The 12,707-nt window shown below is 67.2% G+C and carries 11 protein-coding genes; all 11 read right to left on the minus strand.

Going from position 1 to position 12,707, the window contains the following annotated elements; translation table 11 throughout:
• Positions 1-846 carry a CheR family methyltransferase gene (locus HNR28_RS02180; protein ID WP_043683182.1) on the minus strand — a complete coding sequence of 282 codons (846 nt, stop codon included), beginning with the start codon at positions 844-846 and terminating at the stop codon, positions 1-3.
• 27 nt (positions 847-873) lie between these two features.
• The gene (locus HNR28_RS18650; protein WP_043683185.1) at positions 874-2,613 is read right to left on the minus strand and encodes a methyl-accepting chemotaxis protein; all 1,740 of its coding nucleotides are present in this window, start codon (positions 2,611-2,613) and stop codon (positions 874-876) included.
• A 60-nt stretch (positions 2,614-2,673) separates the two neighbouring features.
• Positions 2,674-3,174 (minus strand): chemotaxis protein CheW, encoded by a 501-nt coding sequence (locus HNR28_RS02190; protein ID WP_043683188.1) that lies wholly within the window; start codon positions 3,172-3,174, stop codon positions 2,674-2,676.
• 22 nt (positions 3,175-3,196) lie between these two features.
• Entirely contained in the window at positions 3,197-5,371 is a 2,175-nt protein-coding gene (cheA, locus tag HNR28_RS02195) for a chemotaxis protein CheA (protein WP_043683190.1), read from the minus strand.
• A 9-nt stretch (positions 5,372-5,380) separates the two neighbouring features.
• Positions 5,381-6,538: a flagellar motor protein MotB gene (gene motB, locus HNR28_RS02200; protein ID WP_084330655.1), complete on the minus strand. Its 1,158-nt coding sequence runs from the start codon at positions 6,536-6,538 to the stop codon at positions 5,381-5,383.
• 18 nt (positions 6,539-6,556) lie between these two features.
• Positions 6,557-7,429: a flagellar motor stator protein MotA gene (gene motA, locus HNR28_RS02205; protein ID WP_043686993.1), complete on the minus strand. Its 873-nt coding sequence runs from the start codon at positions 7,427-7,429 to the stop codon at positions 6,557-6,559.
• 123 nt (positions 7,430-7,552) lie between these two features.
• The gene (flhC, locus tag HNR28_RS02210; protein ID WP_043683192.1) at positions 7,553-8,119 is read right to left on the minus strand and encodes a flagellar transcriptional regulator FlhC; all 567 of its coding nucleotides are present in this window, start codon (positions 8,117-8,119) and stop codon (positions 7,553-7,555) included.
• Positions 8,120-8,147: 28 nt separating this feature from the next.
• On the minus strand, positions 8,148-8,468 hold the full coding sequence (flhD, locus tag HNR28_RS02215; protein WP_043683194.1) for a flagellar transcriptional regulator FlhD: 321 nt from the start codon (positions 8,466-8,468) through the stop codon (positions 8,148-8,150).
• 404 nt (positions 8,469-8,872) lie between these two features.
• Entirely contained in the window at positions 8,873-10,558 is a 1,686-nt protein-coding gene (locus tag HNR28_RS02220; RefSeq protein ID WP_043683197.1) for a glycerol-3-phosphate dehydrogenase/oxidase, read from the minus strand.
• 15 nt (positions 10,559-10,573) lie between these two features.
• Complete coding sequence (locus HNR28_RS02225) at positions 10,574-12,307, minus strand: ABC transporter substrate-binding protein (protein ID WP_043683200.1); 1,734 nt, start codon at positions 12,305-12,307, stop codon at positions 10,574-10,576.
• A 73-nt stretch (positions 12,308-12,380) separates the two neighbouring features.
• A complete protein-coding gene (locus HNR28_RS02230) occupies positions 12,381-12,689 on the minus strand; it encodes a DUF2160 domain-containing protein (protein ID WP_043683202.1) in 309 nt (102 codons plus the stop codon).
• Positions 12,690-12,707: the final 18 nt, after the last annotated feature.

A 12,707-nucleotide genomic window follows, 5' to 3' on the forward strand; every position in this document is an offset into this window, starting at 1 on the left:
TCAGGCGACGGCGTAGACCGTCTGCCCCTGAAGGCGCAGGGATTTGGTCAGGTAGGTGAAGTTTTCCGAGTGGCCCGCGAACATCAGGCCGCCCGGCTTGAGCAGGGGGACGAAGCGCTCCAGAATCCGGGTCTGGGTCGGCTTGTCGAAATAGATCATGGTGTTGCGGCAGAAGATCGCATCGAACTTCTGGTTGATCGGCCAGCTGGGCGCGACCAGGTTCAGTTCCTCGAAGGTGACCATGTTGCGGATCACGGGCTTGACCATGGCCATGCCCGCCTGGCGCCCCGCCCCGCGCAGGAAGTAGCGCCGCAGGAATTCCTGCGGCACCGGCTTGATGCGGTCCAGGGTATAGACGCCCTTGCGCGCCTGGGCCAGGGCCTGGGTGTCGATGTCCGTCGCCAGCACCGACAGGCCGGCTTCCGACTGGCCACAGGCATCGTGCAGCGTCATCGCCAGGGTGTAGGGCTCCTCGCCGGTGGACGAGGCGCAGCACCAGACGGAAATCGGCTTGCGGCGGGTGCGCACGAAATCGGCCAGGATGCGGAAATGGTGCTGCTCGCGGAAGAAGGCCGTGTGGTTGATCGTGAAGGCGCTGATGAAGCGGTCCCACTCGTCGGCCTGCGGGTTCTGTTCCAGGAAGTCCAGGTAGCCGCGCACCGTGGCCGCGCCGGCGTGGTGGGCGCGCAGGCCCAGGGTGCGGGCGGCCATGTCCTTCTTGTGGTCGCCCAGGATGATCCCCGCCCGCCGGTGCAGCACCTGCACCGCCCGCGCCAGGTCCGCCCCGTCGGCCCTGGGAAGGGCGGGCTGCGAAAAATAGGAAGCGGAAGGCGCGTCGTGGATCATGTCGATGTCGGGGCGGGAAATCCGGAATCAGGCCTGTCCCAGCGCCAAGGCCGGGCGTCCGGCGCGCGGAGTATAGCCCAGTTGCCCGCCCTGCACCTCGACCACCTGCCCGCCTTCCTGGAGGCGGAAGGCGGCGACGGCCATGCCGAGCTGCTCGGCCTGGTCCTGCAGGGAGCCGGCGGCGCTGGCCGCCTCCTGGACCAGGGCGGCGTTCTGCTGCACGACATGGTCCATGTCGTTGACGGCCGCGTTGATCTGGCTGATGCCGTCGGCCTGCTCGCGCGAGGCCGAGGAGATCTCGTTCATGATGGCCGTGACGCCCTGCACCGAGCGGACGATCTCGCTCATGATGCGGCCGGCGTCCTGGACGCGCTCCGAGCCTTCGCGCACCCGCACCACGGAATCGTCGATCAGGCCCTTGATTTCCTTGGCGGCCTGGGCGCTGCGCTGGGCGAGCGAGCGGACCTCGCCGGCCACCACGGCGAAGCCCTTGCCCTGCTCGCCGGCGCGGGCGGCCTCGACCGCCGCGTTCAGGGCGAGGATGTTGGTCTGGAAGGCGATGCCGTCGATCACGCTGACGATCTCGCCGATCTTGCCCGAGCTCTGGGTGATGCCGGCCATGGTCTCGGCCACGCTGGTGACGGCGGCCCCGCCGCGCTGGGCCACGTCCGCCGCGGTCTTGGCGAGCTGGTCGGCCTGGGCGGCGTTGTCGGAATTCTGGCGCACGGTGCTGGCGAGCTGCTCCATGCTGGCGGCGGTCTGCTGCAGCGAGGCCGCCTGCTGCTCGGTGCGGCTGCTGAGGTCGGTATTGCCGGCGAAGATTTCCTGGGCGCCCAGGCGGATCTCGCCCACGCCGCTGCGCACCGAGGACACCATGCGCACCAGGCTTTCCTGCATGCGCTGCATCGCCAGGTAGAGCACGCCGATCTCGTTGCGCGAGGGCACGTGGATGGGCTCGGTGAGGTCGCCCGCGGCGATCCGGTCGAAGTGCTGGCCGGCCACGCGCAGCGGCCGCAGCACCACGCGCTGCAGGAACAGGTAGGCGGCCACGGCGAACAGCAGCGCCACGAGCATGGAAACGCCCACGATGAGGACCACCAGGCGCAGGTGCGCGGCCTCTTCCCCGATCGCCTGCGCGGTCAGTTCCTGCTGCAGGTCCTTGAGCGCCTGGGCGGCCTGCACGAAGTCGCGCTCGGCCGGCTCGACGGTCTTGGACTGGAGGTTCTCGTATTCCTCGATCTGGCCGGCCTTGAGCTGCGCCAGCACGGGCGGCAGCACCTTGTCGAGCAGGTGGGCGTAGGTCTGGCTGATCCGTTCGACGTGGCCCGCCTGCTCGCTGCCGGTCATCTGCGCCTGGGCGGCGCTGCGGAACCGGTCGAACGCCACGCGCGCCTGCCCCAGGCGGGTCTCGGCCAGGGCGATCAGGGCCCGCGAGCCATCGCTGAGCGCGCTGGAGCCGCCCGCCTGGCCCTCGCCGGCCCAGGCGGAAAGAATGGCGCTGTTGGCCAGGTCGCTGTTGACGACGATGCTGCCCAGGGTGCGCCCCATCAGCACCTGCACTTCGCGGTAGCGGCCGACGGACTCGTCCAGCAGGCGGACGGCCTCGTCGTCGGCGGCGATTTCCCGCAGGGCGTCATTGTTCATCTTCAGGGACAGCACGCCCAGCAGCGCCCCCGAAATGAGCATGATGAAGAAAAAAACGAGCACCAGAACGAGGCTGGTGCGGACTTTGAGCGCGCCGATGAGCGATCTTCCGCCTGATTGCATGTGGTCAAACCCAATGAATGAAACCCGTCGGGGGTCGAAACAAGGAAAGCCGCCCGGTGATCAGGCGACCGCGTCCTCGACCAGCGCCATTTCCTCGCTGGTCATGAGCTTTTCGATGTCCACCAGGATCAGCATGCGGTCGCCCACGGTGCCGATGCCCGTCAGGTGCTCGGTAGAAAAGGCGGAGCCGAACTGCGGCGCCGCGCTGATCTGCGAAGTCTGCAGGATCAGCACGTCGGACACGCCGTCGACCACCACGCCCACGATGCGGGACCGGACGTTGAGAATCACCACCACGGTCTGGGAGGTGTATTCCACGTTGTCCATGTTGAATTTCAGGCGCAGATCGACGATGGGCACGATCACGCCGCGCAGGTTGGTGACGCCCTTGACGAAGGACGGCACGTTGGCGATGCGCGTGACGGTCTGGCTGTCGTAGCCGCGGATCTCCTGCACCTTGAGGATGTCGATCCCGTATTCCTGGTTGGCCAGGGTGAAGATCAGGAATTCCTTGCCCTGGGTTTCTCCCTGCGCCTGCTTGGTGGGGGTGGCTTGATTCATGATGGCTCCGAATGGGTGGGGGTCAGGCGGCCGCGCCGGCCCGCAACGAGGTGGTGCGTCGCAGGGCGAACACATCGACGATCAGGGCCACGCTGCCGTCGCCCAGGATCGTGGCGGCCGAGATGCCCGGCACCTTGCGATAGTTGGTTTCCAGATTCTTGACCACGACCTGATGCTGGCCGATCAGGTGGTCCACCATCAGGGCGAAGCGCTGGTCCTCGGCCTGCAGGATCACGGCGATGGCCCGCGTCAGGTCGGTTTCGGCATTCGCCACGTTGAAGACTTCGTGCAGCGCGACGATGGGCAGGTATTCGCCGCGCACGTGCAGGACCTGCTCGGTCTCGGAAATGCGGTGGATCTGGTCCTGCGTGGCCTGCATGGACTCGGTGACGTGGGACAGCGGAAGGATGAAGGTTTCCTCGCCGACCTTGACCGACATGCCGTCCAGGATGGCCAGCGTCAGCGGCAGGACGATGCGGGTGGTGGTGCCCTCGCCCTTGCGCGAGGCGAGCTGCACGTGGCCGCCCATGCTCTGGATATTGCGCCGCACCACATCCATGCCAACCCCGCGGCCGGAAATGTCCGTGACTTTTTCCGCCGTGGAGAAGCCCGGCGCGAAGATCAGCTGCCAGAGTTCGTCGTCGGGCGTCGCCTCGGACACGGGGAAGCCGGAGGAGATCGCCTTTTTCAGGATCCGCTCGCGGTTCAGGCCGGCGCCGTCGTCGATCACGTCGATGATGATCTGGCCGCCGTTGTGCTGGGCCGACAGGATCAGCGTGCCTTCCGGATCCTTGCCCTGCGCGATGCGGGCGTCCGGCGTTTCCAGGCCGTGGTCCAGGCTGTTGCGCACCAGGTGGGTGAGCGGATCGATGATGCGCTCGATCAGGCTCTTGTCGAGCTCGGTGGCCTGGCCCTTGGTGACCAGCCGGATGCGCTTGCCCAGCTTGGTGGCGTTTTCCCGCACCACGCGCGGGAAGCGGCTGAAGACGTAGTCCATGGGCATCATGCGGATGGACATCACGGCCTCCTGGAGGTCGCGCGCGTTGCGTTCCAGCTGCTCGATGCCGTTGAGCAGGCGGTCGTGCAGCACCGGGTCCAGCGTCTGGGAGGTCTGCAGCAGCATGGCCTGGGTGATGACCAGCTCGCCCACCAGGTTGATGATCTGGTCGACCTTTTCCACGCCCACGCGGATGGTGCCGCTTTCCTTGGGCTTGGCGGCCTTGGCGCCGGACTTGCCGGAATCGGCGGCATCGCGCGATCCGGACGATTCCGCTGCGTCGGACGCCGTGGCCTCCGCGGCGGGCGCGGCCGGCGCGGGAGCGGGCTGCGCCGCGGGCGCTGCGGCCGGCGCGGGAGCAGCCGCGGCGGGGACAGGTGCTGGCGCGGGTGCGGCGGGGGCGGCTGCCGGTGCTGCGGGCGCCGGCGCAGCGGCGGCGGGCTCGGCGCCCGGCACGGCCTCGCGCGCGACGGAGACCTGGTCGGCGTTCACGATGAAGCAGCAGACGGCTTCGAGGTCGGCGGCCGGGGTGTTGGTCTGCAGCCACAGCGACAGGTCGCTGCCGCTCTGCTCGCGGTGCAGGATCTGGCCCATGAGGGCCATCTCGTTGACCAGGGGCTCGACGTCCTTGTCCTGGATGCGGCTGATCCGCACGCGCACCGGCAGATCGCCCGAGGGTGCGGGCGCGGCGGCCTGGGGCGCCGGCGCGGCCGGGGCCGCGGGAGCCGCCGCAGCGGCGGGCGCCGCGGGAGCCGCAGCCGCAGGGGCCGCGGCGGGCGCCCCGCCCTGCCCCTGCTCCTGCTGTTCCAGGGCGAGTTGGCGCAGTTGAGCGCAGATGCGCTCATAGACTTGCTGATCGGGCTTCCCCGAGCCGCGGTAGGCGGCGACTTGGTCGGTCAACACGTCCTTGGTCTCCAGAAAGAGGTCGATCATATCCTGACGCAGGGTCATTTCCCCATGGCGAATCAGGTCGAGAAGGTTTTCCAGCAAATGGGTGGTCTTGGCGAGCTCCTCGAAACAACCGAAGGTGCCCGCCCCGCCCTTGATGGAATGCGCGGCCCGGAAGATGCCGTTGAGCACGTCCGGGTCCGGCTGCTCCAGGTCGAGGTTCAGCAGCTGCTGCTCCATATTGGTCAGCAGTTCGTCGGCCTCGTCGAAGAACGTGTCGAAAAACTCACTCAGGTCCACGCCTGCACTCATGATCCATCCTCACCCTTGATTACCGGACGCGCCGGCCGGGGGAACCGCCGGCGCACCTGTGGATTGCCCCGCTGGGGGGGATACGGTCGCGGCGCCCGGCCCCGGGGCGGCACCCGCGGCCGGCGCGGAAACGGCGGGCGCCGGCGCGGAAATCTCGGCCGGTGCGGTCACTGCGGGCGCCGGTGCGGCGGCCGGCGCGGGAGGCGCCGGTGGCGCGGCGCCGTTCCCCGCCCCGGCGGCGCCCGGAACGGCGCCGGGATGCCGCAGCATTTCCAGCCGTTCGCGGATCCTGGCGCCGTCCTCGCCGATGGCGTTCTGCTCGTCGATGCGCCGTTCCGCGCGGCGGTTCAGCACCAGGATGCTGATGCGGCGGTTGACCGCCGCCATGGGGTCGTCCTTGATCAGGTCGACGGTGTCGCCCAGCCCCAGGATGCGCTTGATCTTGTTTTCGACCAGGCCGCCCGCGACCAGCTCGCGGCGCGCCGCGTTGGCGCGGTCGGCCGACAGTTCCCAGTTGCTGTAGTTGCGGTCGCCGGAGGCGTAGCGCAGCGCGTCGGTGTGGCCGGAGATCGTGATCGAGTTCGGCAGTTCGCTGATCAGCGGGGCGAGCTCGCGCAGGATGTCGCGCATGTAGGTCTGCACCACCGCGCTGCCGGTGGTGAACATGGGCCGGTTCTGCTGGTCCAGGATCTGGATCCGCAGGCCGTCGGGCGTCATGTCCAGCAGCAACTGGGGCCGGAACTGCCGCAGCACGGGATTGTGCTCGATCAGGTTGTCGAGCTTCTGCTTCAGGTTTTCCAGGCTTTCCTGGTCGGCCTGGTCCTCGTCCAGGTCGAGATCGCCTTCGGCGCTGTTCCGGAGGCTGCTGGCCGGAGGCAGGGGATGCTGGTTGGGGATCACGCTGGGATCGCCGCCGGGAATCTTGGATTTGCTGGAATCCATTTTCTCGCCGCCCGTGATCGCCGTCATCAGCGGCATGCGGAAGTACTCGGCGATGGACTGGAGGTCTTTTTTCGGCACCAGCAGCAGCAGCCACATCACGAGGAAGAACGCCATCATCGCGGTCATGAAGTCCGCGTAGGCGATCTTCCAGCTGCCCCCGTGATGGGACTCGCCGTACGCCCGCTTGCGGCGAACGACGATGCGGCCGGTGTCGTGTTTGGCCATGGCCCCCCGTCCCTCGCGTCAGCGGCTCGCCGCCTGGCCCTTCGTCTGCCGCACGTGAGCCTCGAGCTCGGAGAACGTGGGACGGACGGAGGAGAACAGGACCTTGCGGCCGAATTCGACGGCCAGCGGCGGCGGATAGCCGTTCATGCTGGCCAGCAGGGTGACCTTGATGCATTCGAGCACCTTGATCGAAGCCACCGACTGGCGCTCGACCGCCGAAGCGAACGGCGCACAGAAGCCATAGGACAGCAGGATGCCCAGGAAGGTGCCCACCATGGCCTTGGAAATCAGGTCGGCCAGGACGGCCGGCGGCTGGTCGACCGCCGCCAGGGCCTTGACCACCCCCAGCACGGCGGCCACGATGCCGAAGGCGGGCAGCCCGTCGGCCACGGCGCGCACGGCGTTGACGGGAGTGTGGTGCTCGTTGTGCAGCGCCTCGATCTCCTGGTCCATCAGCGTTTCGATCTCGAAGGAATTCATGTTGCCGCTGATCATGATGCGCAGGTAGTCGGTCAGGAACTCCATCAGCTTGGCGTCCTTCTGGACCTGGGGATACTGGGTGAAGATGGCGCTGGCCTTGGGATCCTCGATGTCGGATTCGATGGACATCAGCCCGTCGCGCCGGGCCTTGTTCAGCAGGGTGTACAGCAGGGCCAGCAGCTCCATGTAGAGCGGCTTGCCGTAGGGGTTGCGCTTGATGGCCTTGGGGATGGCTTCGATCAGCAGCTTGACCGAGGCACCGTTGCTGGCGGCGATGTAGGCGCCCAGCGCCGCACCGCCGATGAGCGTGAATTCGAAGGGCTGGTACAGGGCGCCCATGTGGCCGCCCATGGCGATGAAACTGGCGAAGACCCCCACCCCTACGATCAGGTACCCCAGGATGATAAACACGTGCACGCGCCTCGAGAGTCAGAATACCGCCATCATCCCCTGTTTTCCTGCATTCAAAAGCATGGTTAAACAGGTCTTTTTGTCCACAAATCCCGAATCAGGCCGCGGGACGGGGCCACGGGATCAGGCTGGCATGCGCGCCGTCGACCGGCGGCGCGCGCGGGTCTTGCCCGCCCGGGGCGGCGGCTTGCAGATGGCGCAGACGAATCCTGACTCGGGATCGTGCGCGTGGGCGACGAACAGGCCCTGGCATTGCTGGCAGCCGGAGAGCTGCACCAGTCCGCTTTCGAAGAAGCGCACCAGCATCCAGGCGCGCGTGAAGCTGAGGACGGGCTCGTCGGCGTCCTCGCCGGGCTGCAGCCCCACCGAGGACTGCTCCAGATAAAGACGGTAGGCCTCCACCAGCGCCTGCGATTTCTTCGCCGGGGTGAAGGTGTCCATATAGCGGTAGATGTTGTAGAACAGGCTGGAATGGATGTTCGGCAGCCAGGTCATGAACCAGTCCACCGAAAACGGCAGCATGCCCTTGGGCGGCGAAGCGCCCTTGACCTCGCGGTACAGGCGCGCCAGCCGGTCGTAGCTGAGGGACGTCTCGGCCTGCAGCACCTGCAGGCGGGCGCCCAGACGGATCATGTCCGTGGCGAGCAGGATGTCGTCGGCTTCTCGGGAAACGCTCTTGCTGGTGGACATGCTAGGACCCGTACACGCTGACCGGATCCTAGGCGGACACGGTTTCCTGCCGCGCCATCAGGATGGTGGAATGCGCCTGCTGCAGCACCCCGCCCAGGACTTCGTGGGTGAGGGAGTTGAGCAGCTGGGCGTCGTTCAGGCGGAAGGCGCACAGCACGGAATTGGAACTGGCCAGCCGGACGATCTGGGCCGGCGACAGATTGAGGATGATTTCCGCGACGTCGGCGTCGAAGCCCAGTCGGAACATGCCGGCGGCCAGATTTTCACGCAGTAGCCGCTGGGCCAGCATCAGATAGGACAGATTGACTTCGCGGACGTCGTTCAACAGCGTGGAATCGAAAGTGGACATGGGATCCCTTTTTGGCTATTACCGGAGCCCGCAAGCGGGCGCCGGCTTCATCACAGGCAGGCCGATGGCGCCGCCCGCACCTGAATCAATTGTCACAAATGACGCGTCACAACAATTAAATCCAGACATCAAAAATACATTTCCATGCACATTTGACATGAACGGTAGGAGTATAGCCTTAACTGTCCCCAAATTTGGCGCTACTTAACCTTTAACAAAAGAAATTTTTGTTTATATATGTAAGGCAATCTAGGGAAAACCATGACGAAACACTGGCTTACCCTAATGAAAGTTGCACAGACGCAACATCCTGTATCCGCATGGACGGGCCGGCGGAATCCCGCGCAAAGCCGCGCCCCGCGGGCCTTTCGGCCCGTGGGGCGGCACCCCGGGGAAGGCGGCGCTCAGGCCGGCACGTGGCGGTACTGTTCGGCCAGGGCCAGGAAGGCGCCCAGATCGCCGTCCGAGCCGATTTCCTCGGCCAGGATGCGGGCGACGGCGGGCGCCACCTGGATCGCCCGGTCCGCATGCAGAAACAGCATCCGGTGGCGCCGGGCCAGCACGTCCTCGACGGTGCGGGCGTATTCGCGGCGCGCGGCGTGGCGCACCATGGCCTCGGTCAGGCCCAGGCCCAGCTCGTTGCCCGCGCCCGGCAGCGCCTGCACGTCGGCGGCCTCGGTGCCGTAGGCGTGCAGCCCCGGCGGGTGCGTCAGGCGCGTGGCGGGCGCGCCGGGCGGCGGCGCGCCCAGCAGCGGGAAATGCGCCGTGCGGCAGGGCGGCAGGGCCGGCAGCAGCCCCGCGCCCTGGCAATGGCGCAGGACGTCCTCGGCCATGGAACGATAGGTGGTCCACTTGCCGCCGGTCACGGTCACCAGTCCGGAGGGGCTGACGCGCACGGTGTGCTCGCGACTGATGGTCTTGGTGCCGCCCCGCACCTTGCCGCTTGCAAGCGGCTCGGATTCGTCAGGCATGGCGCAGTCCGCAGGGACTGCGCCATGTCCAGCTTCATCCTCGTGCGCCGGCCGCACCAGGGGGCGCAGCCCGACCCAGACGCTGAGCACATCCCCGGCCCGGGGCGCGCGCGCCAGCACGTGGGCGGATTCGTTCAGGATGAAGGCGATTTCCTCGGGCAGCGCCCGCGGCTCGCGGGCGACGGCGTCGCGCGGCGTATCGGTGGTTCCCAGGATCAGGTGCCCCAGCCAGGGCACGGCGAACAGCACCCGGCCGTCGCGGGTGCGCGGCACCAGCAGGGCCTCGTCGGCCGGCATGAAGGACCGGTCCACTACCAGGTGCACTCCCTGGCTGGGCGCCACCATGGGGGCGGTGTCCTGCCCCCGGGCGGCATCGTCCAGGCGGCGCAGTTCGTCCACCCAGACGCCGGTGGCGTTGATGACGCAGCGGGCGCGGACCGTGCCCTCGCGGCGCCCGCCGGCATCCCGGGCATCGCGCCAGCGCACGCCGCCGACGCGGCCGTTTTCGTGCAGCACGTCGACGACGGGGCAGTAATTCAGCACCAGGGCGCCCTGGGCGGCGGCCGTGCGGGCCAGCGCCAGGGCCAGCCGGGCGTCGTCGAACTGGCCGTCCCAGTACTGGACGCCGCCGAACAGGCCGGCCGCGTTGACGCCCGGCAGCCGGGCGGCCGTGCCGGCGCGCCCCAGCCATTCGGTGCGGCCCAGGCTGGCGGAGCCGGCCAGGGCATCGTAGATCTTCAGGCCCAGGCCGTAGAACGGCACTTCCCAGGGCCGGTAGGCGGGCATGACGAAGGCCAGGGGCTGGGCCAGGTGCGGCGCGTTGTTCAGCAGCGCCCGGCGTTCGTGCAGGGCTTCGCGCACCAGGCCGATGTTGCCCTGGGCCAGATAGCGGACCCCGCCGTGCACGAGCTTGGTCGCGCGCGATGAGGTGCCGCCGGCGAAATCGTGGGACTCCAGCAGCAGGACCGACAGGCCCCGCAGCCGGGCGTCCAGGGCGACGCCCAGGCCGCTGGCGCCCCCGCCGATGACGATCAGATCGACCTCGGACAGCGCCTCGAGGTCATGCAGCAATCGATCCCGATCCGTCGTGACGGGCGGCAGGACAGCAGTCTGGAACATCGTTTCACACTCCCCTCAGCGGACGCGGCCTTCCTTCCAGGCCTGCAGCAGCGAATCGTAGGACACGGTTTCCGGCTTCGGATTCTCGTTGGCGAGCTTCTTCCACGGGGCGTGCTCGTCGCTGAGCCACTTGGCCGGATCGCTCTTTTCGTTGAGCTTCGGCGCGCAGCGCTTCATGCCGGCGCGTTCCAGGCGGGACATGACCTTGTCCATCTCGTTGGCCAGATTGTCCATGGCCTGCTGCGGCGTCTTTTCCCCGGCGATCGCCTGGGACACGTTGCGCCACCACAGTTGCGCCAGCTTCGGATAATCGGGCACGTTGGTGCCGGTCGGGGTCCAGGCCACGCGCGCCGGGCTGCGGTAGAACTCGATCAGGCCGCCGTACTTGTTGGCGTTCTGCGTGAAGTAGTCGCTGTGGATGTCGCTGTCGCGGATGAAGGTCAGGCCCTCGATGGATTTCTTCAGCGAGGTCGTCTTGGCGGTCACGAACTGGGCGTACAGCCAGGCGGCGGCGACCTTGTCCGGATCGTGGTCCTTGAAGAAGGTCCACGAGCCCACGTCCTGGTAGCCGTTCTGCATGCCGTCCTTCCAGTAGGGGCCGTGCGGGGCCGGCGCCATGCGCCACTTGGGCGTGCCGTCCTCGTTGACCACCGGCAGGCCCTTCTTGGTCATGTCGGCCGTGAAGGCGGTGTACCAGAAGATCTGCTGGGCGATCTCGCCCTGGGCCGGCACGGGGCCGGCTTCGGAGAAGGTCATGCCCAGCGCCACCTTGGGCGCGTACTGCTTCATCCAGTCGATGTACTTGGTCAGGGCGTAGACGGCGGCCGGCGAGTTGGTCGCCCCGCCGCGCGCCACGGAGGCGCCCACCGGCGTGCACTTGTCGTCGGCCACGCGGATGCCCCATTCGTCCACCGGCAGGCCGTTGGGGGTGCCCTTGTCGGCCGAGCCCGCCATCGACAGCCAGGCGTCGGTGAAGCGCCAGCCCAGGGACGGATCCTTCTTGCCGTAGTCCATGTGGCCGTAGATGGGCTTGCCGTCCAGGGTCTTGATGTCCTCGGAGAAGAACTTGGCGATGTCCTCGTAGGCGGTCCAGGTGACCGGCACGCCCAGTTCGTAGCCGTACTTGGCCTTGAACTTTTCCTTCAGGTCGGGACGGTTGAACAGGTCGTAGCGGAACCAGTACAGGTTGGCGAACTGCTGGTCGGGCAGCTGGTACATCTTGCCGTCCGGCGCGGTGGTGAAGGAGGTGCCGATGAAGTCCTTCAGGTCCAGGCCCGGATTGGTGTATTCCTTGCCGGCGCCTTCCATGTAGTCGGTGAGCGACAGGACCACGCCGTAGCGGTAGTGCATGCCGATCAGGTCGGAATCGGAGATCCACCCGTCGTAGATGGACTTGCCCGACAGCATGGAGGTCTGCAGCTTCTCGACCACGTCGCCTTCCTGGATCAGGTCGTGGTGGACCTTGATGCCGGTGATTTCCTCGAAGGCCTTGGCGAGGACCTTGGATTCGTATTCGTGGGTGGTGATGGTCTCGGACACCACGTTGATTTCATTGACGCCCTTGGCCTTGAGCTTGGCCGCGGCGTCGATGAACCACTGCATTTCGGCCATCTGCTGGTCCTTGCTCAGCGTGGACGGCTGGAATTCGTTGTCGACCCACTTCTGGGCCTCTGCCTGGCCGGCCCAGGCGGCCTGGCCTCCCAGGGCGCAAGCGACGGCCAGCGCCAAGGCGGTATGGCGGAATCTCATCATGTTCTCCTCTGTGTGCTCCCCTGCCCTGTCTGCCGGCGCCGCCCGGGGAAATAGGCTGGCGCTGGAAATATCATCCTTTTTTCATGATCAACGCCAGCGCCCCCATGGACAGGACGAAGCTGATCCAGACGGAGGGCTCCTCGTCCAGGGCGAACCAGTCCATGAAGGTCTCGCCCAGGCCGAGGAAGGCCAGGTTGATGTAGGCGGCCACCAGCAGGCCGATGAACAGGCGGTCGCCGCGCGTGGTCGCCATCGGCAGGAAGCCCTTGCGCAGCACCGTGGGCGAGCGGATCTCCCAGACCGTCATGGCGGCCAGCATCAGCGCGATGCAGATGAAGAACACGGCGGTGGGGGTGGTCCAGACCATCCAGTCGAACATGGCGTATTCCTTGAGCGT

It is taken from the genome of Castellaniella defragrans, assembly GCF_014203015.1.
In the GTDB taxonomy this organism is placed as follows: domain Bacteria; phylum Pseudomonadota; class Gammaproteobacteria; order Burkholderiales; family Burkholderiaceae_B; genus Castellaniella; species Castellaniella defragrans.

What these genes read in the sequence shown, in the direction of transcription:
- HNR28_RS02190 (WP_043683188.1), bottom strand. Translation starts at nt 3,174, where the DNA reads ATGAATCAAGCCACCCCCACCAAGCAGGCGCAGGGAGAAACCCAGGGC.
- HNR28_RS02230 (WP_043683202.1), bottom strand. Translation starts at nt 12,689, where the DNA reads ATGTTCGACTGGATGGTCTGGACCACCCCCACCGCCGTGTTCTTCATC.
- cheA (WP_043683190.1), bottom strand. Translation starts at nt 5,371, where the DNA reads ATGAGTGCAGGCGTGGACCTGAGTGAGTTTTTCGACACGTTCTTCGAC.
- motB (WP_084330655.1), bottom strand. Translation starts at nt 6,538, where the DNA reads ATGGCCAAACACGACACCGGCCGCATCGTCGTTCGCCGCAAGCGGGCG.
- HNR28_RS02225 (WP_043683200.1), bottom strand. Translation starts at nt 12,307, where the DNA reads ATGAGATTCCGCCATACCGCCTTGGCGCTGGCCGTCGCTTGCGCCCTG.
- flhC (WP_043683192.1), bottom strand. Translation starts at nt 8,119, where the DNA reads ATGTCCACCAGCAAGAGCGTTTCCCGAGAAGCCGACGACATCCTGCTC.
- HNR28_RS18650 (WP_043683185.1), bottom strand. Translation starts at nt 2,613, where the DNA reads ATGCAATCAGGCGGAAGATCGCTCATCGGCGCGCTCAAAGTCCGCACC.
- flhD (WP_043683194.1), bottom strand. Translation starts at nt 8,468, where the DNA reads ATGTCCACTTTCGATTCCACGCTGTTGAACGACGTCCGCGAAGTCAAT.
- HNR28_RS02220 (WP_043683197.1), bottom strand. Translation starts at nt 10,558, where the DNA reads ATGTTCCAGACTGCTGTCCTGCCGCCCGTCACGACGGATCGGGATCGA.
- HNR28_RS02180 (WP_043683182.1), bottom strand. Translation starts at nt 846, where the DNA reads ATGATCCACGACGCGCCTTCCGCTTCCTATTTTTCGCAGCCCGCCCTT.